Origin of the sequence: Streptomyces sp. NPDC056169 (assembly GCF_042268445.1) — a bacterium.
Classification (GTDB): Bacteria; Actinomycetota; Actinomycetes; order Streptomycetales; family Streptomycetaceae; genus Streptomyces.
In genome coordinates, this window is the sequence record NZ_JBHJUO010000027.1 from 39,291 (window position 1) to 61,135 (window position 21,845).

The following is a 21,845-nucleotide window of genomic DNA, read 5'->3' on the forward strand; positions in this document are numbered from 1 at the left end:
ACTTGCTCCGTGGAGGTGTGCGATCATGCGGTGGCCCCGGGGAGGGCCAGGAACGTACGCGGTGTGAGGGGTCGGGCGTGAACACGGGTGGGGAGCAGGGCGGTTCGTCGGCGCCGGACGAGGTGTGGGAGGAGTTCCTGCGCACCACGGTCGACGGCGCCGGGGACGCGCCGAAGGAACCGTCCGCGCGGGCCCGCGAGATGGCGGGCCGACTGCGGACGGAGCCCGCGGAGCCGACGCCCTGGCGGGCGCACACACCCGTCCGGCCGCGACGCAGGAAGAAGGGCTGGTACGTAGCCGGGCTCCTGGCCTCGGTGGCCCTGCTGGTCGTGGCGGTGGACCCGGGAGGCTTCGTCGGGTGGTCCGGTGACGAGGGCCCGACGGGGGAGACCTTGGCACAGGAGTCGCAACGACCGGAGGGCGCGCCGGCCGACGAGCCGGCTCGGCGGGCCACACTCGACGACCCGTTCCGGGGGTCCCCGGCGGCGCGCTGGGCGAACGGCACGGCAGGGATCACGATCCCGGCCGCGAAGGCGACCGGGTGGCTGACGAAGGCGGAGGTGCAGCAGGCACTCGCGCGGACACGCGACTTCCTCGCCGCGTCCAGCCTGGATCCGTCCGTGCTGCGAGGTGGCCGCCCGGAGAAGGCCATCTCCTTGATGAACCCGCATCAGCAGGACGTCAGGACCTTCGTGTCGACCGCGCTGCGCACTCCGAGCGACGACGACGACCCGCGGCTCCTGTTCAGCCGCTTCGACCCGGCGCAGGCGCGCCTGGTCGGGGATGCGGTCAGGACCCGCGGGCGGATCACGTACGGGGAGGGGAAGCTCGGGGCCCTTGAGGTGACGGCCGACGTCACGTTCGTGTACGCGTCCGCACCGGCGGGCGGCGGCGACGAGGTCGTGCGCACGATCGTGCGGCGGGAGACGGTGGTGAGCTGGGACGATCCGAGGAAGGTGACCACTGAGGAAGGCACCTTCACCCTCCTCTCGTACAAGACCCATATGACCAACGGTGGTTGCGGCAAGGCCACCGGGTACTTCAGGCCGGAGTTCGGCGGGGGAGGGTCGGAGGCCGGCAGCACGGACGGCCGGACGGTCGATCCGTACGACCGCAGTACGACGATGGGGGAGGGGCACGAAGGCTGCGGGACCGCTACACGGTCGTAGCAGCCCGGGCGCAGGAACAGGAACAGGGCGCTCGACTCACACCCAGTCGTTCTGCGGAGTCGCCGCCCGCAGCACCTCGCTCGCGCCCTTGAGCACCGGCTCGCCGTGCGGGACGCACAGCGTGTCCACCTCCAGCGAGGCCAGCCGCCGGAAGGAGGCGATGGCCTGCTCCCTGTCCACGTTGAACGGGCCGAGGATCGCCCGGCCCTCCGCGGTGGCGACGATGTCGCCCGGGAACAGGACGCCGCTGGAGGGGAGATGCAGCGCGATACTTCCCGGGGTGTGTCCGGGCACGTGCAGGACGTGGACGGGCTCGCCCCAGCCGTCGATGGTGTCTCCGTCGTGGAGTTCCCCCTCCACCGGCACATGGCGCAGGGGCTGGGCGTACGTATCGGAGAAGCCGGCCACGATCTGCTCGTGAAGCGCGCGTTCCGGTGCGGTGTGTACCGGCTGGGGTTCGGGTGCCGTGCCACGGATGAACGGGGCGTCCACGGCTCCGGCCAGGACGCGGGCGCCGGTGGCCTCGACGAGATCCGCAGCCGAGCCCATGTGGTCGATGTGCGAGTGGGTGAGGACGATCTGCCGCAGGTCCTGCGAGCGGCCGCCCAGCCGCGTCAGGGCGTCGAGGATCGCGGGGGCGGACCCCGGCATGGCGGTGTCGATCAGAGCGTAACCGTCGGGCAGGCGCACGAAGTAGACATGGCCGACCGGGAAGGCCAGTTGCCAGACAGTAGGGGTGACCTGGGTGAGTTCCATGAAACGACGCTAACGCGGGGCCGGCGACAGTCCAGCTGCTTCTGCCGACCGCGAATTGCGCGCAGGGTGAACGAGGCCGCGAGAAGCGAGGTTCCCCCGGCGGCCGGCCCCCAGCGTTCGACAAGAGCGATTCCCGCGAGCGGGACTCTGCGGAGTAACGAGTGGCTGTGACCCCACGGTCGCACCTGCCTTCGGTTAACTCTTTGCCGAGGAACCGATGGTCCGGCTACGTTCGCCCGAGCCGTCCACGTCGTTCCGGACCGGCACTGTCGACGAGGAGGTGTGGAGCGCATGCGTACGAGTGCCCAGCAGGTGAGCCCGCGTACTGACCTTCGCCACCTCCTCACGACGGAGACACCTTGTCGCTTCGCATCACCCCGCTGACCGACCCCGCTCACGGGGCGCACAGCCGACGCCTTGCATGGCTGGCATCCGACGCCGATTCCATCCCCGTTGGGACGGCCTTTCTGCGCCTGTTCGACGGCGGACAAGAGCACCTGGCCGAGATCATCGAGCGTCCGCACCCCGGCTACCGGCTGGCGTCATGGCGGGGAACCGTCCCCGACGACCTCGCCCAGACGTTCGCCGCCTCACGCCGCGCCATGGACGACATGCCCATGGAAGACACCGACTACGGCACTGTCACCTGGGACGTGGACCGGGTCCGGGCCGCAGCGAGGGCCGTTCGAGACCGCGGAGACCAGCTGCACACGGTCGTCGCCATCGACACGACCGACGGCTCGATCGCCGGGTTCACAGAACTCGTCGTCCCCGGCAACGGCACGGGTGATGGCCAGCACTACGGCACCGGCGTGCTGCCCGAGCACCGGGGACACGGCCTCGGCCGATGGATGAAGGCCGAGTCGATCCGAGAAGCCCACGGGCGCTATCCGGACCTCGGTGGCCTCCTGACCGACACCGCCGACAGCAACACGCACATGAGACGCATCAGCGACAGCCTCGACTACGTGCCCACACACACGACGGTCCAGTACCAGCTCGACCTGTAGAGACGAGCGGACGACGGGCCGGACCTGGGCATCACCTGGTCCGGCCCGTCGGCACTCTCACCACAGGCCCTGGCGGGAACCGCTCAGTCACCCGTCACCCGTCGCCCCGTCGGTCCGCTCCCGCAGGAAGTCGGCATGGCCGTTGTGGCGGGCGTACTCCTGGATCATCAGCGCGTAGACCCAGCGCAGGCTGAGAGGAACTCCGTAGGAGGACAGGAAGGTCTCGTCGAGGTCGTGGCCGGCCGCCGCCGCGTCGCACGCCTCGACCTCGGCCCGGAACAATCCGAAGTCTCGCTCCGCGTCGGCGGCGCGAACTCCGTCGAGTCCCTCGTTGCCGTCTGCCGGACCGGTGAACACATCGCCGATGGCCTCACCCGCGAAACCGCGCCGGAACCACCATCGCTCCACCTCCGTCATGTGGCGGACCAGGCCCAGAAGGGTGAGATCCGACGGCTCCACGGTCGTCCGCACCAACTGGGCCGGCTCAAGCCCGGCGCACTTGGCCAGCAACGTCTCGCGGTGCCAGCTCAGCCACCCCTCCAGCATCTGACGCTCGGTTACGGTGCCCAGGTCGCCGAGCTGCCTGGTGCGCTCGACCTGCGGTGCTGTCCATGCCATGGATCCACCCTCCCCCGCCGTCAGGGAGGCTTCAAGCACGCCTCGCCCCCGCCACGCCCCGTGGACGACGACGCCGCTTTGCCGAACCGGCAACAGGAGTGGCGCGACCGGGAAGCGTTCGGCGACGGTGGGGCGCATGACTGACGACACCAGGGCGGGATCGCCCACGTCCGGTACCCATGCGCCTGGCGACGGATACCTCGGAGATCCCGCGGTGCGAGCGGAGTGGGACAGCCGGTACGCCGATCGCCGGCAGCTGTGGAGCGGCCGTCCCAACGGCGCACTCGTGGCCGAGGTCGCCGGGCTCACCCCCGGCCGGGTGCTGGACGTGGGCTGCGGGGAGGGCGCGGACGCCGTCTGGCTCGCGCGCGGCGGCTGGGACGTCACCGCGCTGGAGGTGTCGGGCGTGGCGCTGGAGCGGGCGGCCGGGCATGCGCGGGACGCCGGTGTCGCGGTCCGCTGGGTGCACGCCACCCTGACGGAGGCAGAGCTCCCGCCGGCCTCGTTCGACCTGGTCTCCGCGCAGTACCCGGCCCTGCTGCGCACTCCCGACGCCGCGGCCGAGCGAGCCCTGCTTGCGGCCGTCGCGCCCGGTGGCGTGCTGCTGCTCGTCCATCACGCGGGGATGGACACCCACCAGGCAGACGAGAGCGGTTTCGACCCGGCCGACTACGTCTGGCCCTCGATGGTCCTTGGTCTGCTCGACGACGACTGGGCGGTCGAGGCGGACGAGCAGCGGCCACGCGTGGCACCCGAGGGTGGCGCCGGCGCCCACCACACCGACGACGTGGTCCTGCGCGCACGCCGGCTCCGCTGAACCTCGACAGGCTTCTCATACGTCGTCACGGACGTCGCGCCGCCGCCGGCCGGCCCGCGCTGATGCTCCTATTGATCGTCAAGCGTGGGGAGTCGTAGGAGCGAGGTACCTTCCCTCCATGCCCTTACTCCCGACAGCGAGATCCGCAGCCGCGACGAGCTGGTCGCCGCCGTCCGGGAACTGCACCAGGACTACCTCCGCCGGGGGCACGAGTGGGAGAACCAGAGCCTCGGCCGCTTCCTTGAGGCCCTCGCGGCCTGGGTGGATGACTCGCCGGGCTGGTATCGAAACTCCGGGAAGAAGCTCCCCGAGGAAGGGGACTGGACTTTCCTGGCCAGAGCCCTTCAGGCCGCCACCGTCTATGAGTGAACCCGCCACGACGCCGCAGAGGGCCGCGAACGAAGCCTCGGAGCGCAGTCGGTCGGGGTTTCCTCCGGCGGTGACCAGGAGCTGGGCCGCGGTGTCCGGACCGACACCGAACGCGGCGCGCAGGCCGGGTTGTTGTCGGTGGCGGCTGTGTCCAAGGAGGTGGCGAGGGTGTCGTGTTCTGCGGTCAGGGCCCGGACCCGGCGGGCGAGAAGCTTCAGGGCGGTCAGGAGGGCGACGCGTGGTCCGTCGCCGGTGGGACGCAGCCGGGCGATGGCGTCGACCTGCGTCTTGCCGCGCAGGGCGGCGTACTTGACGCGGATGTCATCCGGGGCGGTGATGAGGATGTGCGCGATCTGGTTCAGGGCGACGCTCCGCCTTATCGGGCCGGTTGACCTCGACCACGGTCAGTCCCGCGCGGCGGGCAGCGCGGGTGAACCCGAGACCATAGGCGGAGGTCCCCTCGACACCGACGGCGGTCACCGTGCCGTGGGCGCTCAGGAACGCGACCGCCGCAGGGTATCCGGCTGCCGTGGTCGGGAACTCGGCGTCCGCTACGTGGCCGCCCCGGTCGGTGACGACAGCAACGTGGATCGTGTCCGCGTGGGAATCCACCCCGCCGAACACCGCATCCAGCTCGGTGACGGGTGTGGTCGTCGCTGTCATCGTGTGTGCTGCCTTCCGGGCCGGAGGTGACGCCGGCCGGGTGGGTCAGACAGTACATTGAAGGGGCCGCTGGCCAAGCTCCTATCAGGTCATGCTCCACCTGGCCGGAGCCATGGAGAACGGGTCCCGGCGGCCGGACAGAACAGTCGCAGGACAGCCCAGCAGAGCGTCAGTCAGACCCTGAGCCACGACCCCCGGAACCCGCTACGAGTATCAATGTCAGACCCCCGCCCTACGCTGGCGTCATGAGCGTCTCTCTCTACTACAGCGCGCGCCGCACGACTCCGCTGACCGAGGCCGAGTCGGGCTCCGTCGACCGCGTCGTCGCCGTGCACAGGGCGTCGTTTCCGTACGACGACGAGGAATCACTGGACTTGTACGACCGGGATGCGGACTCGCCGGAGGAGGTCATCGCCGGGTCCACCAAGATGCCGTTCAATCCCGGTCGTCTGATGCCGGTGATCGCCCATGTGCTGGATTCCGTGACGGAGCTTCGCCGGGCCGTACCGGACGCCGAGTGGCGCGTGCACATGGACGACCTCGATGTCCCCTGGGACGAGGCCGAGGGGTACTCCCTGCCCGGAATGCGCGACGCGGACCTGATCGCGGAGCTCGCGGCGATACACGACGGGGACGGGGCAGCCGGATGAGTGAGGCGGCGTTGCGACACCGCCGGGCCTGAATGCCGGAGTGTCAGAGTGCCTGAGGCCTTGCCGGACGCATCCCCACCTCATTATCTTGACGTCAAGATTCCATCGAGGAGGAGATGTGACTCAGGAGACCCCCCGGTACTCCCTCGACGGCCTGCACCACGTACAGCTGGCCATGCCTCCGGGAGCCGAGGAGCTCTGCCGCGAGTTTTGGGGCCGTGTCCTCGGGATGACCGAGCTGGAGAAGCCTCCGGTGCTCGCCGCCCGCGGTGGCTGCTGGTTCCGCGGTGGCGGCCTGGAGGTACACCTGGGAGTCGAGGAGGATTTCCGCCCGAACAAGAAGGCGCATCCGGGCATCCTCGTGACGTCGTTGAAGGCGCTCGCCGAACAACTGGAACTCAACGGCGTGGACGTGACGTGGGACGACAACTTCCCTGGTCACCATCGCTTCTACGCGTTCGACAAGCTGGGGAACCGGCTTGAGTTCCTTGAACCGATCCAGGGCCGCTGACACAGGCACCGCCGTCAGCACACCGACGACGACCGCCCGGCGCACTCACGCCCCGTGGCCCGCACCATTCGACGGAGCCTGGGCAGCAGCGCACTCCAGCCCCGAATCGAGGGCGGACCACCTCCCTCTGCACCCGCACCAACACCCTGACCCCCTACCGAGGTAGGGGGCCGATGCGGCACCACGGTGTGAGGTGGTGGACGGAACCTTGCCCCTACTCTCCCGGTCGTCGGCAGAGGGCCGATGACCGGAAGACAGGGGCAGGGCATGCCGTTCATTGCTTCGAGGCGTGCGGACGACGGTGCCACCGCATCCGATTCGGGTGCCGTTGCCGCGCGATTCGCGCGCCGGGTCGGGTACGCCCTGGTGCTGCTACCTGCTGCGGTCGTGACCGTCGGAGCGGTCGCGGCGGGACGTTCTGACAGGGCAGGTGCGTGGTGGGCCCGAGCAGGGGGCCACGTTCTCACCGCGCGGACGTCGTCCCGGCAGCCCGGCGCGGGACGGCTGCTGGCCCATGCGCTGTTGTGCGTACCGCTGGGACTGCTGGCGCTCGTCCCTCTGGGTGTCGAGATCCTGCTCGTTCTTCGTGGCGTCCTCTACCCGCTGGTCGACCAGGGCCCGTACGACCACTCCTGGGGCGGGCCGACCATGGGCGGGGCATGGGTCGTGCACTTCCTCGTCGCCCTGCCCTTCGCTGCTCTCGGGCTCGGTGCCCTGGGGCAGCTGAGCCGGCTGCACTCCCGTCTGGCAGGCGGGATGTGGGGTCGCAAGGTCGGGCTGTGGCCCGTTCTCGCCCTGGTGGCGTCGACCGGCGCCGGCGTCGTACTGGTGATCGCCTGGACTCACCAGCTGTGAAGCGTGAGGTCATGCGGCACGAGGACGGGGATCGTCCGACCGGCGCCGGACTGCCGAGCCCGCTGCCGTACCTCCCGGCCCCCGACCGGCCCGCCCGGGCCTGAGCCGAGGAGCGGCGGCGCCGTCCTCCTGCTACCCGGTCTTCTCCACGCGGGTGTTGTCGGCGTCGAGGAGGGTGCCGTCGGCACCGGTGGGCGCGAGTTCCGGCACGGGGGCGCCGTTCTGGTCGACGAGGACGGAATGGGCCTCGCCGGGGGCGAAGGCGTGCCGTTCCCCCCACTGCCGCAGGGTGAGGATGACGGGGAAGAGGGTGCGCCCGGCATCGGTGAGCACGTACTCCTGGCGGCGCCCCGACGGTGCGGTGCGCTGGGCGAGGAGCCCGTGAGCGGTGAGCTTGCGGAGGCGGTCGGTGAGGATGTTGCGGGCGATGCCTGTCCGTCGCTGGAACTCGGTGAACGACCGCGCCCCGTCCATCGCGTCGCGGATGACGAGAAGACTCCACCTGTCGCCGACGAGGTCGAGCGTGCGGGCGACGGGGCAGTCGGGGTCGGTCCAGTCGAGCTCCAGGGTGCCCGTCGTGGTGCGCGGCATGACCTCTCCCAATGGGTTGCGAAGTGAAACCATCATGCCGTACGGTCGAATCAGTTGCAATATGCTACCGATTGGGGCTGGGGCGGAATGAACGCATGGCGGCGCCTACTGCTGGCGATGGTGTGCGGCGTCGCTGTGGCGAGCATCTACGCCGCCCAGCCGGTACTGGAACCGATGGGACACGACCTCGGCGTACCGGCACGGCTCGCCGGATGGATCGTCGCGACCGGCCAGCTCGGCTACCTGGCAGGCCTCCTGCTGCTGGTACCGCTCGGCGACCTGGCCGACAGACGCCGGCTCATCGCCGTGCACCTGGCGATCACCGCAGCGGGCATGATCCTGACGGCCTCGGCATGGACCACATGGGCGGCGTTCGTGGGACTCGCGACGACCGGCGTGTTCGCCGTCGTCGTACAGATCACGGTGGCCTACGTCGCATCGACCTCGCCACCCGACGAACGCGGACGGAACATCGGCGTCGTGACCGCGGGCGTCGTGGTCGGCATCCTCGGCGCGCGGGCGGTGGCCGGCGTACTCGCCGACGTGTGGGGCTGGCGAAGTGTCTACGCGGTACTGGCCGCGGTCTCCCTCGGACTCGCGGCCCTGGTCCTCGCTGTGCTCCCACCGGAGCAGCGCCCCAACCGACCCGGGAAGCCGGCGACGCCCGCGACGCACGCCACCCCCACGACGTACAGGCAGGCCATCGCCTCGCAAGGCGGACTGTTCAGGGAGCGCACCTTCCTGACGCGCGGACTCATCGCGTTCTTCCTCTTCGCATCGTTCGGAACGCTCTGGAGCGGACTGTCCCTGCCACTGGCGGACAAGCCGTGGCAGCTGAGCGAGAGCCAGATCGGACTGTTCGGCATCGCTGGACTGGCCGGCGCGCTCGGCGCCGCACGCGCCGGACGATGGGCAGACGCGGGAAGGGCGGGCCCGGTCACCGGATTCGCCCTGACCCTGCTCATCGTCTCGTGGGCGGCGCTCGCCCAGCTGCCGTGGTCGCTATGGCTCTTGACCCTCGGGATCGTGGTCCTCGACTTCGCGGTCCAGGCCGTGCACGTGAGCAACCAGCACCTGCTCACCGCCGCGCATCCGGACCGCGTCAGCAGCGTCATCGGCAGCTACATGGTCTTCTACTCCCTCGGCTCCGCCCTCGGTGCGGCCGCAACCACCACCCTCTTCACCACCCACGGCTGGGCGGGCTCCAGCCTCCTCGGCGCAGGGTTCGCCGCGTGCGCACTGACCATCTGGGCAGCCAACAGAAGACGCCCCGGCAACGGCGCGAAGCTCCTACCCGAGGCACGACGACGCACACAAGCTGCGTCCAAGAACCCCTCACGACCTCAGATCGGCTTGCGCCACACGGAGATGTGCTTCGCGGAGTCCTGGGTGAACGGCGCCCCGTCCCAGTCCGCGACGCGACGTTCCAGATCGAGCCCGGCGATCCGTGCCATCAGGTCGAGCTCTGCCGGCCAGGCGTAGCGGTGCCGGGAGCTGTCACGGCGGTAGCGGCCGTCGTCGCCGTCGAGGGTGAGGTGGTGCGAGACGAGAACCTGCTCGACGAGGTCGAAGGTGTCGAAGCCGAGATGCCGCTCGGAGACGTCGAACGGCACCGCGACCTGGCCGGGCGGCAGGAACCGCAGCGGCGGCACGCCCAGCTCGATGACGAACCGGCCACCGGGCTCCAGATGGCGAGCGGCGTTGCGGAAGCACTCGACCTGCTCGTCCTGCGTGAGCAGGTTCGTGATGGTGTTGTAGACGAGATAGACCAGGGTGAACTCACCGGGAACGACCGTGGTGGCCATGTCCCCGATGACTACCGGGAGCGTGTCCTCGTCGATCTTGCGCCGCAGCACCGCCGCCATGTGCTCGGACAGTTCGATGCCCACGACCGGCACGCCGCGTTCCCGGAGCGGGACGCCCACTCGTCCGGTCCCGATGGCGAACTCCAGTGCCCGGCCGTCTCCGGCGAGCTCGTCGAGGAAGGCGAGAGTCGGTCCGAGAACGGCGGCCGAGAACGTCTCGGTCTCCTCGGCGTCGTAGCGGTCGGCGGTCGCACGGGTCCACAGCTCACTGCTCGTCACGGGCGGCCACTTTGCCGGGTATCGAAGGGCGCTGTCGACGCATTTACCTTCCACCGGCTCCGATCACACCCCACCCAGCTCCTCAACCGCCGCTCCGTCAGGCCGTGCGGATCGCGGCGAACGCCTCGTCGATCGCCAGGCAGGTCTCGTCGATGTCGGATTCGGTGAGAGCGGTGGAGACGAACCAGCAGGCCAGCCCGAAGCCGTTGGCGTGGATGCCACGCTGCAGGAGGGCGTACCGGAAGGCGTCGTAGCGGTGCTGGTCGAGGCGGAAGATGTCGCGGTAGTGCCGCGTCGGTGCACCGTCGGTGGAGAACACGACCTGGAACATCGCCCCGACGCCCTGCACCGCGCAGGGAACGTGATGATCCGTGGCAGCTTTGCGGATGGCCTCCATGACGCGCTGCCCGGTCTCGTCGATCCGCGCCGTGACGGCCGGGTCGGCCAACTCGGTGAGGGTGACCAGGGAGGCGGCGGCGCACAGCGGGGAGCCGTTGTAGGTGCCGCCGTGCTTGACCCGGCCGGTGGCGAGGCTGTCCATGACGTCGTACCGGCCGGCGAAGGCGGCGATGGGCAGTCCGCCGCCCAGGGCCTTGGAGTAGACCGCGAGGTCCGGGACCACTCCGAAGAGCGTCTGGGCACCTCCGGGGCCGGTACGGAAGCCGGTGCAGACCTCGTCGAAGATCAGCAGGATGCCGCGCGCGGTGCATTCCTCGCGCAGCATCTCAAGGTAGCCGGGGAGCGGCATCGTGCAGGCGTTGTTGGCCACGATCGGTTCACAGATCACGGCAGCGATCTCGCCTCGGTGCGCGTCGAGCGCCGTGCGCAGGAGGTCCACGTCGTTCCACGGGCAGACCACCACGTCGTCCACGACGCCCTGGGGGATTCCCGGGGAGTGGGGATGGGCCGCGGGCGATTCGTAGGGACCGGCCTGCGCGGCGGTGGGGCGGTTCGAGATCGCCAGGGTGTCGGTCCACCCGTGATAGTGGCCCTCGAATTTGAGGATTTTCGAACGGCCGGTGAATCCGCGCGCGGTGCGAATCGCGCCGAGGACGGCCTCGGAGCCGGAATTCGAGAAGCGGACCAGATCGGCGCAGGGGACCGAGGAACATATCAGCTCGGCGAGTTCGATCTCCGGGACGTTGCAGGTGCCGAACATCGTGCCGTTCTCCAGCACCGAGGTCAGCGCGGAGGTGATGGCCGGAGCGGCGTGCCCGAGGATCGCACTGCCGTAGGAGATGAGGTAGTCGAGGTACTCGTTTCCGTCGACGTCGACGATTCGTGCCCCCGAGCCGCGGCTGATGTAGAGCGGATACGGGCGGGTACCCGTAGAGGTGAGGCGGGACGAGGAACTGATCCCGCCGGCCAGTGAGAGTTTCGCCCGCTCGAACAGGGCTTGGCTTGTTTTGGTGTTCCCGATTTCAGGAACACCGTGAACGGTAGGGGCGGTGGGATTTCCGAGACTCATTCTTGCTCCTGTAAGGGGAAGTGCTCGTGGCCGAAAAGGTCCATAAGGTCTCTGTCGTTACCGGTGCGGGCAGCGGCATTGGCCGTGCCTGCGCCCTGGCGCTCGTCGCGGACGGGTGGTCGGTGGTGCTGGCCGGGCGGAGAAAGGACGCTTTGGAGGAAACGGCGGAACTCGCCCGGGCGGGTGCGGAACAAGGGCGCGGAGGCGGCCAGGCCGTGCCGGTCGTCGCGGACATCACCGACGCCGATGCCGTCACGCGCTTGTTCGACGAGGTGGCTGAGCGGTTCGGTCGCATTGACGTGCTGTTCAACAACGCGGCCGACACGATGCCGTACACGCCGACCGAGGACGTGGCCGTCGAGGACTGGCGGCGGGTGCTGGACTCGATCGCCACGGGAACCTTCCTCTGCTCACGGGCCGCGTACCGGATGATGAAGGACCAGCTTCCCCGTGGCGGCCGCATCATCAACAACGGCGCTCCCTCGGCCCACGTCCCGCGCCCGGACTCGATCGCCTTCACCGCGGCCAAGCACGCGGTCGCCGGGATCACCCGCTCCCTGTCGCTCGACGGGCGCCGGTACGACATCTCGTGCGGTCAGATAGACATCGGAAACGTCACGCCGGTGGGCCGTGAACAACCGCCGGTCCGGCAGGCCGACGGATCCCTCCGGGTCGAGCCGACGATGGACGTCTCTCATGTCGTGCACATGGTCGTCACCATGGCGAACCTCCCCGTCGGCGTGAACATCCAGTCCGTCACGGTGATGCCGGCCGCTATGCCGTACGTCGGCCGCGGCTAGCGCTCAGGCTCCCGGCCCTGGATCCGGCCCCGGCCCCGGTCCTGGCCCCGGATCCGACGACGGGCCCTCCGGCCACGTACGCCTGGATCCGGGTGCCGGAATCGACCCTGCCGTGGAGTTCCCAAGACACCATGCGGTGCAGGCCGTCCAGGTGGGTGAGCCCGTGCCTGACCGTCAGACCGTCGTAGTCGATGCCCGGCGCCGGCCCGACGCTCAGGAAGACAGGGGTGAAGGCGCTGGTCGCCTGGCGCGCGATCTTGCGACCGCAGACCGGATTCGAGCGGGTGTACGCCGCGCCGGAAGCGCGCAGCAGCGCTACCGTACGGGCGACCGTCAGCCCGCTGGTGGGAATGAGCTCCCGCTCCCCGCCCTCACCGAGATGCCACGGCAGGATGATGCCGCGCAGGTCCCTCCTGTCGAGCAGGACCTTGCTCCATCGCCCGATGGTGCGGTCCGCGTCCTGGAGGTGCCCCTCCGCCTCGTCGTTGGTGTTCCCCTCGTACTCCCGGTCGAGCGGGTGCTCCTCGTGGAAGCGGTGAAGTACCTCGTCGAACGAGACAGGTGCGACGGTCATCATGTTCGTGCCTCTCGGGAACGTCAGGCCGGGACGGCGTACTCGGTGAAGTGGTGGTCGGCGAAGAGCTCCGGCCACTTGCCGTGATCCAAGCCCAAGACCCTTGCCCGGGCCAGCATTTGACGCCAGTACGGCTTCACCGGCTGCCAGCGAACCCCTGTCTGACAGTACGAACCGTCGACCATGTAGCGAGGCCCGCCCGCCGCGGGACCCGCGACGCGCGGCGGGCGCCGGGTGTGGAACAGTGCCGAGTGGATCAGCACGGTCGAACCGGGCGGCAGGTCGTCGACCAAGACCTCGCCCGGCAGTTCGGCGCAGCCGAACCGGGCGCGCGCGGCCTTCTCCGCCTGCTCCTGGTGCGAGCCGGGGAGCAGCGCGAGACCGCCTTGGGAAGCGTCGAGGCCGCCGAGATAGTGCAGGGCGTGCACCATCAGATGGCTGCGACCGCGCCCCGCGGGCCGCTCGTAGTCGTGGTGCCAGCTCTTGCCGGGGGCGTCCGGGGCCAGCCGGGCGCTGTGGAGATGATGGAAGACGAAGTCATTCCCCATGAGCTGGTCCAGCAGCCACATCAGGGGAGGGTGTGCGACAAGCTCGCCGTGGGCCGGGAGTTCGATCTCCATGACCGACGGCGGTCGTAACGACTCGGGGTCGCGGCAGGCTTCGATCGAGTCCGTCCGTAGCCCGCTGTCCACCCAGTGGTCGACCTCCGGCTCCAGCCGCGCCACCAGCGCGGGCGGAAGGAAGGCGGGGAGTACCAGATACCCGAGTTTTTCGAACTGGGCCATCTGCTCGGTGTCGAGCATTGGTGCGGCCTGCTGGCTCACGCTGCCGATCCCTTCCCGTGGCCGCCCGTACGAATTCCTCGTGGAATGCGGCTTTACCTGGCATGAATTCGACCCGAACGAGGCCGAACAAAGCCAGAGGCTATCCACAACGCCGACTATTCATGCGGAGGGAAACAAGGAAGTCCAAAACCCTGCGGGCTGGCCCGAAAATGCCGCTATGGACGGATCAAGCCAATTCCGGAGACGCCTGGGCCGACATAAGGGAGGAGGGAGCGCGCACCTCCACCGGCGCTGCCGCATCGCGTTTCACTTCGAGTCGAGCCCGGCCGCGCCGACGGACGATCGACTCCGCGGCTTACCGTCCGCGACCAGCGTGATCACCCCGAGAACCGGACAAGCCAGCCCCTTGACCTGCGCATTCAAGACGGCGGAGGCTCACGGAATCGGAATCTCCGCACAGCCCCGAGCTCAGCCCAGACAGCGGACGCATCCCGCGACGAAGGCTCAAGCAGCAGTCACGAACTCGGGGTTACGCCCCCCGGACACCTGCCCGCTCGCCTCGTCCCACAGCACGAGCAGCCGCTGGTACTCGGCCGCACGCTTCTCGCTGTACGGCTCGTCCATCAGTTCACGAATCCTGGAGTTGATCCAGGACGCTTCGAGCGCGGGACGGGCGAGGACGGAAGACGATGACATGCCGCTACCGTACGGGGCCCCACTGACACACGCGTCGGCATTTCCCACCGGCCGCTCTCGACCGCCACTGCGTCGCTGCTGCACCCCGCCGTCTACCGTGTCGATGCCTGGTGTGGCTGATCCTGTCCCCGTTCGGCGAGGGCGACGACGCCTTCGGAAGGCGGCGACGCGAACGGATGGTACGAGGCCCAGTCCTGAGACGAGCGGCATGCGACGGAGTACGGGTGATCCATCAGCCGCGGCTGCCCCTCCTCATCAGGCCCGCCGTCCAGCCGCTCGCTCAGTAGTCAGGGCGCCGCGGCCAGGAACCCCAGGGCCGCCGCGACGTTCGATGGCAGGTCGATCACGCTGTCCAGCACCAACCGGTGATCCGACCACGGTGCGAACTCCTCCCGTCGCCGCTCCACCGCCTCCCAGGTCGGCTCCTGGAAGCCCTCGATGCCCCGGGACCGGCCCTCAAGCCGCCGGCGATGCACCGCCGTGTCCGAACACACCACCTCGATGAACGCCACCGGCACACCATGACGAGCCGCCAGCAACCGCCACTGCTCCCGCGCCTCCTCCACCGCGTTGACCGCATCGATGATCACCGTCTGGCCCAGGGCCAGCACACCGTCGGCAACAGCCTCGGCCACGACATACGCCGCGAGGCCCGTGGGCTGCTCGCGAGCCACCCCCGCGCGCCACATCGCCGCCTCGATCGGATCCACCGACACGACCGGAGCGGCCAACTCCCGCCCCAACGCCTCGGCGACCGAACTCTTCCCCGCGCCAGGCAGCCCCGCCATCACGATCAACATGGTCACACCCTCGCACGCCCGACCGTTGCTACCGCCAACTCGCCAGGTCGGGGTGCGCGCACCACTGGTCGTCAACCTGACAGCGACCCGGGTGACGGCCGCTGACGTGCCGCTTTCCGGGCCGGACGCGTGTGACGCCACCAGGCTGCGCTACGTACCCCTCATGCCCACGACCCCCACGATCCCCATGATCTCCTCGATCCCCGCCGCTCCCCGTGCGCTGCCCCTGGTCGGGCACGTCGTGCCGCTGCTGCGGGATCCGTTGGCGTTCCTGAACTCGCTGCCCGCCCTCGGCGACCTGGTCCGTATTCGGCTTGGCCCCCTCACCGTCATCGTGATCTGCGATCCGGAACTGACCCGGCGAGCGTTGCTGGACGACCGCATCTTCGACAAAGGCGGCCCGCTGTACGACCGCCTACGAGAAGTGATCGGCGACGGCGTGGTTTCCTGCCGGCACCAAGCGCATCGCCGGCTGCGGCGGCTTTCCCAGCCCGCCTTCCACCAGGCCCGGCTTCCGGACTACGCACGCTCCATGACCACCTGCCTACAGGAGACGACCGATTCCTGGACTCCCGGCCAGGTCCTGGATGTGCCCGCCGAGATGATGGCGACCAGCTCCCGAATCATCACCGCCACGCTGTTCTCCGACACCCTGCCCGCGACCGCGCACGGCCGGCTCGTCGACGATGTCACCACGGTGGTCAAGAGCCTCTACCAACGCATGTTCCTGATCCCGCCGCTGGACCGCCTGCCCACGCCCGGCAATCGCGCCCACCTTGCCGCCCGCGCCCGCCTCCACGCCACCGTCGAGCGCCTCATCAACGATCGACGCGCTGACGGAGCCGACTACGGCGACCTGCTCTCGGCCCTGGTGTCGGCCCACGACCCCGAAGACGACACTCCGGGCATGACCAGCGCCGAGATCAGCGACACGATCGTCTCCTTCATCCTGGCCGGTATCGAAAGCACGGCAGCAACGCTGTCCTCAGCGCTGGATCTGGTGGCCCGCCACCCCGACATCGAGCGGCAGTTGCACACCGAGGTCGACACCGTCCTGGGCGGTGCGCCGGCCACCCACGCCGACCTGCCGCGCCTGCCACTGACCGAGCGCGTGATCACCGAAACCCTCCGGCTGCGCCCGCCGGGCTGGTTCTTCACCCGCGCGGTCACCGCCGACACGCACCTCGGCGGGTACCTGCTGCCGGCCGGGACCAGCGTCGCCTACAGCCCGTACCTCATCCACCACCGTCCCGACCTCTACCCCGACCCCGAAGCCTTCGCCCCCGATCGTTGGGACTCCCCGCACCCCCAACCGCCCCGCCACGCCTTCCTGCCCTTCGCCGCGGGCGCCCGCAAATGCATCGGCGATTCCTTCAGCATGATCGAGTCCACCCTCGCCCTCGCGACCATCGCCGCTCGATGGCGCCTGGAGCACGTATCGGGCCACCGAGGCCGCCTCGCCGCAGCGGTGACACTCGAACTCCGTGACCTGCACATGCAGGCAAGACCACGCACCGCGATGCCCGTATCGGCGCCGTGACGCCGGTGGCTTCGGCGTTGCTTCGACAGATGCGACAGAGCTGCCCCGCGTCGAAGCGGTCCGCCGCCCCGAAATCCGGTGTGTGGCCGACGGGGGCGCAGTACGTCGACGCCGGCGCTTCGTAGGAGCGGTGCCGGCCACGCACCACCACCCCGCCTCGGCATCGAGCCCCGTTACTCTGCCCATGTGAACGGTACGGATGAGGCACGGGGCCTTCCCGACTGGCGGGTGCTCATCGTCGGGGGCGCGTCGGGGATGGGGAAGACCGGTGTCGGCCGGGCCTTGGCACGACGGTACGGCGTCCCTGTCGTGGAGGTCGACGACATCGTGGAGGCCCTCCTCGCGGTGACACTGCCCGAACACCTGCCGGAGGTCCACTTCTGGCGCACTCACCCGGAGGCTGCACGTCACGCGCCCGAGTCGGTGGTCGAGCGGCAGATCGCGATCGCCGAGGCGCTGGCTCCGGCGATCGAGGCGGTGGTGGCCAACCATGTCGACACCGACACCCCGGTGATCCTGGAAGGGGACTACGTCCTGCCAGGATCGGCGACGCCCGGAGGTGCGATCCGTGCCGTCTTCCTCCACGAGGACGACGAGGCGCAGGTGACGGCCAACTACCTGCACCGGGAGCCGGAGGCCGGACCGCAGCGCCATCGCGCACGCGTCAGCGTGCTGTACGGCCGATGGCTCGCCGCGCAGGCGCGGGCGGCCGGCGTACCGGTCGTCGCTCCGCGTCCGTGGGAGGACCTGGCGGGCCGTGTCGCCGAAGCGGTGGGAGAGCTGCCGTCTTTCGCTGCGTGACTGAGGCGGGGGCCGGGGCTTCCGTGGTCGCCCGCGTACAAGGTCGACCAGCTCAGCGTAGGTACGGCCGGTCGCTTCAGCTCGACCCGGCGAGATGCCGCAGGACACGCAAAGGGGCCGGGCCCGCTGTCCTTCGGGCTCCTGCGGCAGTGATCGACCGATGGCGCCCTACCAGCAGCAGAAATCGGGCGGTCTGCTCCTGCCGCCCGCGTCCCAGTACGACGGAGGCCCCAAGTACCTCGATCCGGACTCACCCGAATCAGACTCCGCAGGTTGGTGGTTCGAATCCACGCATCGATGTGGGCGAAGCAAGTCACCAAGCTCGTCGGCGATGACGTCGACGGCATCGAGCTGAACGGATACGAGCCGGTGCGCGAGGTGATGGGCGTTGCAGACACCTGGTGGAGAGGCCCTGACTCTCTGGTGGCGGTGTACTCCGGGGAGGCAGAGGCGTTCGGCTTCTCCGGAGGCCGCACTGCGTTGATCTACTCGGGGCTCGATGAGTGGGGGCGGCGAGGAGGCGACGAGGCAGGCGAGAGCTGAGATCGCGGGGGAACGACCAAGTTCCCCCGGTGCACGGAGGAGTACAGGGTCGGCGCCCTTGGGCAGCAACGACACCCAATTTGTCGCCCCGCCGGCCCCGGTGCGAGATGGCGAGCCCGGTGTAGGTCTGCTGAGGGGGGTCTACGAGCCCGCGGGAGTCCCTGGTTCGGCCGAGACGACATCGTGCTGGGGACAGATGCAGCGGTGGAGGAGCACGACCCCCTCGCGGCGCTCACCCACCTTCGGGAGGCGGCGACGCGGAGGCGGTCGTCCAGGGGTCCGTGCATGCATCGCCGCTACCTCTTGCCGGCACGGCCAGGTCCAGCACGCGCGGAATCGCCATCTCCCGCGCGGGCCTCGCTGTCAAAGCCGGCTTGCACCTGCGTTGGCGGGCTGCTCAGGTAGCAGGCAGACAGGCAGGGTCAGAAGTCGAAGACGGGCCCGGTCGCGAGGGCGAGTTCGCAGTCGTTCGCATACGTACGCTCCCAGTGGACTTCGCGACCCCCGTACGTTCCGCGCGCGGTTACGGTGACCGTGGCGGAGTCGTTCGAGCAGAGTGCGGTGCTCTGGCCCGGCAAGCGGTCGAAGTCTCCGCCTGCCGTGTGAAGGTCCCGGCAGGCCTCGCGTGCGAGCGGGTGGTTGTGGCCCTCGGCGCCGGGACAGTCGAGCCAGGCGAACCCGATGACCTCAGTCTCACCCTGCAGACGAGCGACGGTGAGCTGAACGTGCGCGTCCCGGGCCGGCTCGACGGGTCCTGTGGCCGTCGCGTCGGGAGCAAGCCCGGCGGCGAGGAGGCCGGCACCAAGCAGGGTCGTGATGATTTTGTTCATGATCGAGCCAACGGGTACATAGAGATTTCGGTTACTTCGCCCAATGGAGCTACGCGGCCGCTGCCGCAGATATCGACGTTGCCGCGCGGCCCGGCCGACGCCTACCTCCACCCGGCCGTCAGGAAGGGGCAGCGAGGTGTTTCCCCGCTCTCTCCACCAAGGTCACCCACAGTGTCGCCAGGCTGCCAAGGCTGCCAAGGCGTCCGGGGCGGCCGTGATCCGCTGAGCCCACGCCGAACGGGGTGTACCGCAGTGGACTCCACCCTGACGGGGAGCTGAGGTGCACGAGCACGCATGAGGCCCGGATCCACAGGATCCGGGCCTCATGTCTCTTCAGTAGCGGGGACAGGATTTGAACCTGCGACCTCTGGGTTATGAGCCCAGCGAGCTACCGAGCTGCTCCACCCCGCGTCGGTAGGTCCAACAGTACGCTACTCACGGCACCCCCAAGACCAAGCTCGCCCCCGGGGGCGTTCCTGGCCAGGCTCGTGCTTCCGGTACGCCAGGCGGAGGCGCCTGCGGACTGGGCGCGGAGGGTGAAGGAGCGGTAGGCGTGACGGCCGCCCCCTCCGCACGGGTCATGACCGGAAGATCATGCTTTCTCTGAGGGGCCGGCGCTCCTGGGGTGCGTTCCGGTTCGGGCAGTCTCCGCGTGGGAGGGATTCCAGAGCTGGTCGGCCTCGCCGCGTGCGAGGTGATCCTCGTAGATCCGCACCTTGTGGCGCATCACATCCAAGGTCTCGTGCAGTTCCTGGATCTGGGCTTCCACGTGGTTCTCGTGCCGGCGCAGCAACTCGAGTCGCTCGTGCTCGTTGCCCGGGCCTTGGCGGGCCAGGTCGATGTACTGCCGGATCGTCGCCAGTGACATGCCGGAGGAGCGCAGCTTCGTGCAGATCGCCAGCCACTCCAGATCTTCCTCGTGATAGATCCGACGGCCGTTGGACAGGCGGCGAACAGGGTTGGCGAACAGACCCTCCCGCTCGTAGAACCGCAGTGCGTGAACGCTGAGCCCGCTGCGTTTCGCTACTTCACCGATGCTCAGGTCCATGACCGCCCCGTAACGCCGCTCTTGATCTAGACCCGACTCTAGCTTCTAGTGTCGAGCCGTCAGCAAGTCGGCCGGTCAGGCGACCGGAACAAGGGGAGAACATGAGCGTTTGGTTTGTCACCGGAGCCTCGCGTGGGCTCGGCGCGGAGATCACCCGCGAGGCGCTGGATCGCGGGCACAGCGTGATCGCGACGGCGCGGGACGGGGCGGCGGTGCGCCAGGCGTACCAGGGGAAGACGAACGGCTTGCTGGTGGTGGACGCGGACGTGACCCAACCCGGGCAGTTGACGGCCGCGGTGGAGGCCGGCCTGGCGGAGTTCGGACGGATCGACGTCGTGGTCAACAACGCCGGCTATGGGCTCGTGGGCGCGATCGAGGAAACGTCCGACAGAGCCGCCCGCGCTCTCTTCGACGTCAATGTGTTCGGCGTACTCAACACACTGCGGGCAACCCTGCCGACGTTGCGCGCCCAGCGATCCGGACATGTCCTGAACATCGGCTCCGTGGGCGGCTTCGCCACGGCGCCGGCGGCGGGCCTGTACGGGGCGTCGAAGTTCGCCCTGGAGGGCATCTCCGAGGCACTGCACGGCGAGCTGGCCCCGCTGGGCGTACACGTCACGATCGTGGAGCCGGGCGGCTTTCGCACGGACTTCCTCAGCAGCTCGAGCATGCAGGTCGAACCGGCCTCCATCGCGGACTACGTCGCCGGCGCGGGGCCGGTGCGAGAGGCACTGGCCAACAACGACGGCCGTCAGCCAGGAGATCCGGCGAAGGCGGCGAAGGCCATAGTCGACATCGCTGAGGTTGCCGAGCCGCCGCTGCGCCTGCAGTTGGGCGCGGATGCGATCGAGCGTGTGGAGGCGAAGCTGGACCGGGTGCGGCGTGAACTGGACGAATGGCGCCACGTGGCACTCTCTACGGGCATCTGAGGAGCCACGCGTTCACGGGGCTGTCGGTTCGAAGCCACGGCGCTCGACCGGCTGGTTGCGCTCGTGTGGTGAAGTGCTCTGTCCGTCATGGTGGCTCTCGCGGTGTAGCTGCTGGTGGGACGCTGGATAGGGGTCCGCCTCCGGGTCTAGGACCTGCGCCCCATGCGCACCGTGAACCTGCTGGCTAAGGTCAGCGTCCATGCAAGATAGGAAGATCATTCGCCGTAACGCGGCGGAGCGCAGGCGGGACACCCTGGAACGGCTCGGTTCAGAGCGCGACATGTGGGTGTCGACGGCCCACCCCGACCACGGCCCGCATCAGGTGCCGCTCTGGTTTCTGTGGGACTGGCAAGCGGTGTGGATGTGTACCGGCGCGGACTCCGCGACCGCGCGCAATGCTCGCGAGGAACCGCGCGTACGGCTCGCACTGCCGGATACCGTCGATGTGGTGCTGCTACAGGGGGAGGCGGTGTGCTACTCCGCGCAGGATGTGCCGAAGGATGCCGCCGATGCGTTCACGGGCAAGTTCGGCTGGGATCCGCGTAAGGAAGAGACCCCCTACCTGTACCTGCGCGTGGCGCCGCGGACAGTGCGCGCCTGGCGCGGAGAACCGGAACTCCGTGGCAGGGTGGTCATGCGCGATGGCGAGTGGATGGGGTAGCACCGGGCCCTGAGAATACTTCGAACGCGCTGGTCACTGCCACTTGTTGATGGCTGCCAAGAGGACCGTCGCCTCGTGGCGGAGCGCGAGTCTGTTGGAGCGGGCAGCCACCGCGCGGTGCTCTTTGAGGCGAACAGGGCCGCACTCGACAGCATGTCGAGCCCGGTGGCCCTCGGCATCGACTCTGGTCGGTCGACGGCCGCGAGAGATCAGTTTCTCGCGGGAGACGTACGCCTTGTCGCCGTGGACCCGGTCGGACCGGTCGGACCGATCGCGC

At 69.2% G+C, this 21,845-nt stretch carries 25 protein-coding genes, 1 tRNA gene and 2 pseudogenes; 14 read left to right on the top strand and 14 right to left on the bottom strand.

Going from position 1 to position 21,845, the window contains the following annotated elements; translation table 11 throughout:
• Positions 1–77: 77 nt before the first annotated feature.
• Positions 78–1,169, top strand: coding sequence for a hypothetical protein (locus ACFC0G_RS35060; RefSeq protein ID WP_376411593.1), 1,092 nt, complete (start codon positions 78–80; stop codon positions 1,167–1,169).
• A gap of 36 nt (positions 1,170–1,205) precedes the next feature.
• Here the strand turns inward: ACFC0G_RS35060 and ACFC0G_RS35065 are convergent, their stop codons facing one another.
• The gene (locus tag ACFC0G_RS35065; RefSeq protein WP_376411596.1) at positions 1,206–1,925 is read right to left on the bottom strand and encodes an MBL fold metallo-hydrolase; all 720 of its coding nucleotides are present in this window, start codon (positions 1,923–1,925) and stop codon (positions 1,206–1,208) included.
• Between the two features lie 359 nt (positions 1,926–2,284).
• Between ACFC0G_RS35065 and ACFC0G_RS35070 the strand changes: the two genes are divergently transcribed.
• Positions 2,285–2,935, top strand: coding sequence for a GNAT family N-acetyltransferase (locus ACFC0G_RS35070; protein WP_376411599.1), 651 nt, complete (start codon positions 2,285–2,287; stop codon positions 2,933–2,935).
• Between the two features lie 87 nt (positions 2,936–3,022).
• On the opposite strand, the gene ACFC0G_RS35075 is transcribed toward ACFC0G_RS35070, so the two are convergent.
• Positions 3,023–3,553, bottom strand: coding sequence for a DinB family protein (locus ACFC0G_RS35075; protein WP_376411602.1), 531 nt, complete (start codon positions 3,551–3,553; stop codon positions 3,023–3,025).
• Between the two features lie 136 nt (positions 3,554–3,689).
• Here ACFC0G_RS35075 and ACFC0G_RS35080 point away from each other — a divergent pair, with 136 nt between their 5' ends.
• Together ACFC0G_RS35080 and ACFC0G_RS35085 are read left to right on the top strand one after the other, a co-directional pair.
• The gene (locus ACFC0G_RS35080) at positions 3,690–4,370 is read left to right on the top strand and encodes a class I SAM-dependent methyltransferase (protein ID WP_376411605.1); all 681 of its coding nucleotides are present in this window, start codon (positions 3,690–3,692) and stop codon (positions 4,368–4,370) included.
• Positions 4,371–4,454: 84 nt separating this feature from the next.
• Positions 4,455–4,739 (top strand): hypothetical protein, encoded by a 285-nt coding sequence (locus tag ACFC0G_RS35085; RefSeq protein ID WP_376411609.1) that lies wholly within the window; start codon positions 4,455–4,457, stop codon positions 4,737–4,739.
• Between the two features lie 18 nt (positions 4,740–4,757).
• Here the strand turns inward: ACFC0G_RS35085 and ACFC0G_RS35090 are convergent.
• Together ACFC0G_RS35090 and ACFC0G_RS35095 are read right to left on the bottom strand one after the other, a co-directional pair.
• Positions 4,758–4,862: pseudogene (locus tag ACFC0G_RS35090) on the bottom strand (hypothetical protein); the annotation flags it as partial.
• Between the two features lie 198 nt (positions 4,863–5,060).
• Entirely contained in the window at positions 5,061–5,402 is a 342-nt protein-coding gene (locus ACFC0G_RS35095) for a transposase (protein ID WP_376411612.1), read from the bottom strand.
• 245 nt (positions 5,403–5,647) lie between these two features.
• Here ACFC0G_RS35095 and ACFC0G_RS35100 point away from each other — a divergent pair, with 245 nt between their 5' ends.
• The 3 genes from ACFC0G_RS35100 (at position 5,648) to ACFC0G_RS35110 (ending at position 7,418) form a co-directional block, all read left to right on the top strand.
• Positions 5,648–6,052, top strand: coding sequence for a hypothetical protein (locus ACFC0G_RS35100; protein ID WP_376411615.1), 405 nt, complete (start codon positions 5,648–5,650; stop codon positions 6,050–6,052).
• A 175-nt stretch (positions 6,053–6,227) separates the two neighbouring features.
• A complete protein-coding gene (locus ACFC0G_RS35105) occupies positions 6,228–6,563 on the top strand; it encodes a glyoxalase (protein WP_376411767.1) in 336 nt (111 codons plus the stop codon).
• Between the two features lie 522 nt (positions 6,564–7,085).
• Complete coding sequence (locus ACFC0G_RS35110; protein ID WP_376411618.1) at positions 7,086–7,418, top strand: hypothetical protein; 333 nt, start codon at positions 7,086–7,088, stop codon at positions 7,416–7,418.
• Positions 7,419–7,550: 132 nt separating this feature from the next.
• Here the strand turns inward: ACFC0G_RS35110 and ACFC0G_RS35115 are convergent, their stop codons facing one another.
• Complete coding sequence (locus ACFC0G_RS35115) at positions 7,551–8,009, bottom strand: winged helix-turn-helix transcriptional regulator (protein ID WP_376411621.1); 459 nt, start codon at positions 8,007–8,009, stop codon at positions 7,551–7,553.
• An 87-nt stretch (positions 8,010–8,096) separates the two neighbouring features.
• On the opposite strand from ACFC0G_RS35115, the pseudogene ACFC0G_RS35120 reads away from it, so the two are divergent.
• Positions 8,097–9,296, top strand: a pseudogene (locus ACFC0G_RS35120) (MFS transporter); the annotation flags it as partial.
• A 56-nt stretch (positions 9,297–9,352) separates the two neighbouring features.
• On the opposite strand, the gene ACFC0G_RS35125 reads toward ACFC0G_RS35120, so the two are convergent.
• Both ACFC0G_RS35125 and ACFC0G_RS35130 read right to left on the bottom strand, forming a co-directional pair.
• Positions 9,353–10,093, bottom strand: a complete 741-nt coding sequence (locus ACFC0G_RS35125; RefSeq protein ID WP_376411624.1) for a class I SAM-dependent DNA methyltransferase — start codon at positions 10,091–10,093, stop codon at positions 9,353–9,355.
• Positions 10,094–10,190: 97 nt separating this feature from the next.
• Entirely contained in the window at positions 10,191–11,561 is a 1,371-nt protein-coding gene (locus ACFC0G_RS35130; protein WP_376411627.1) for an aspartate aminotransferase family protein, read from the bottom strand.
• A gap of 26 nt (positions 11,562–11,587) precedes the next feature.
• Between ACFC0G_RS35130 and ACFC0G_RS35135 the strand changes: the two genes are divergently transcribed.
• Complete coding sequence (locus tag ACFC0G_RS35135) at positions 11,588–12,361, top strand: SDR family oxidoreductase (protein WP_376411630.1); 774 nt, start codon at positions 11,588–11,590, stop codon at positions 12,359–12,361.
• On the opposite strand, the gene ACFC0G_RS35140 is transcribed toward ACFC0G_RS35135, so the two are convergent.
• The 4 genes from ACFC0G_RS35140 to ACFC0G_RS35155 all read right to left on the bottom strand — a co-directional run bounded on the left by ACFC0G_RS35140 (position 12,336) and on the right by ACFC0G_RS35155 (position 15,216).
• Positions 12,336–12,935, bottom strand: a complete 600-nt coding sequence (locus ACFC0G_RS35140) for a DUF6309 family protein (protein ID WP_376411633.1) — start codon at positions 12,933–12,935, stop codon at positions 12,336–12,338. The genes ACFC0G_RS35135 and ACFC0G_RS35140 overlap by 26 nt on opposite strands.
• A 23-nt stretch (positions 12,936–12,958) precedes the next feature.
• Entirely contained in the window at positions 12,959–13,759 is an 801-nt protein-coding gene (locus ACFC0G_RS35145; RefSeq protein WP_376411636.1) for a phytanoyl-CoA dioxygenase family protein, read from the bottom strand.
• A 465-nt stretch (positions 13,760–14,224) separates the two neighbouring features.
• Positions 14,225–14,416, bottom strand: a complete 192-nt coding sequence (locus ACFC0G_RS35150) for a hypothetical protein (protein ID WP_376411639.1) — start codon at positions 14,414–14,416, stop codon at positions 14,225–14,227.
• A 287-nt stretch (positions 14,417–14,703) separates the two neighbouring features.
• Positions 14,704–15,216: an AAA family ATPase gene (locus ACFC0G_RS35155; RefSeq protein ID WP_376411642.1), complete on the bottom strand. Its 513-nt coding sequence runs from the start codon at positions 15,214–15,216 to the stop codon at positions 14,704–14,706.
• A gap of 163 nt (positions 15,217–15,379) precedes the next feature.
• Between ACFC0G_RS35155 and ACFC0G_RS35160 the strand changes: the two genes are divergently transcribed.
• From ACFC0G_RS35160 to ACFC0G_RS35170, 3 genes are all read left to right on the top strand, one after another.
• Entirely contained in the window at positions 15,380–16,756 is a 1,377-nt protein-coding gene (locus ACFC0G_RS35160) for a cytochrome P450 (protein ID WP_376411645.1), read from the top strand.
• Between the two features lie 186 nt (positions 16,757–16,942).
• Positions 16,943–17,557, top strand: a complete 615-nt coding sequence (locus tag ACFC0G_RS35165; RefSeq protein ID WP_376411647.1) for a hypothetical protein — start codon at positions 16,943–16,945, stop codon at positions 17,555–17,557.
• A 273-nt stretch (positions 17,558–17,830) separates the two neighbouring features.
• Positions 17,831–18,100 (top strand): hypothetical protein, encoded by a 270-nt coding sequence (locus tag ACFC0G_RS35170; protein WP_376411650.1) that lies wholly within the window; start codon positions 17,831–17,833, stop codon positions 18,098–18,100.
• A 422-nt stretch (positions 18,101–18,522) separates the two neighbouring features.
• Here ACFC0G_RS35170 and ACFC0G_RS35175 read toward each other — a convergent pair whose 3' ends face one another.
• The 3 genes from ACFC0G_RS35175 to ACFC0G_RS35185 all read right to left on the bottom strand — a co-directional run bounded on the left by ACFC0G_RS35175 (position 18,523) and on the right by ACFC0G_RS35185 (position 19,978).
• On the bottom strand, positions 18,523–18,930 hold the full coding sequence (locus ACFC0G_RS35175; RefSeq protein ID WP_376411653.1) for an SSI family serine proteinase inhibitor: 408 nt from the start codon (positions 18,928–18,930) through the stop codon (positions 18,523–18,525).
• 337 nt (positions 18,931–19,267) lie between these two features.
• A tRNA-Met gene (locus ACFC0G_RS35180) sits at positions 19,268–19,341 on the bottom strand.
• Positions 19,342–19,522: 181 nt separating this feature from the next.
• Positions 19,523–19,978: a MerR family transcriptional regulator gene (locus tag ACFC0G_RS35185; RefSeq protein WP_376411657.1), complete on the bottom strand. Its 456-nt coding sequence runs from the start codon at positions 19,976–19,978 to the stop codon at positions 19,523–19,525.
• 101 nt (positions 19,979–20,079) lie between these two features.
• Between ACFC0G_RS35185 and ACFC0G_RS35190 the strand changes: the two genes are divergently transcribed.
• Both ACFC0G_RS35190 and ACFC0G_RS35195 read left to right on the top strand, forming a co-directional pair.
• Entirely contained in the window at positions 20,080–20,907 is an 828-nt protein-coding gene (locus ACFC0G_RS35190; protein WP_376411660.1) for an oxidoreductase, read from the top strand.
• A 199-nt stretch (positions 20,908–21,106) separates the two neighbouring features.
• Positions 21,107–21,568, top strand: coding sequence for a pyridoxamine 5'-phosphate oxidase family protein (locus ACFC0G_RS35195; RefSeq protein WP_376411663.1), 462 nt, complete (start codon positions 21,107–21,109; stop codon positions 21,566–21,568).
• The last annotated feature ends 277 nt before the right edge of the window (positions 21,569–21,845 follow it).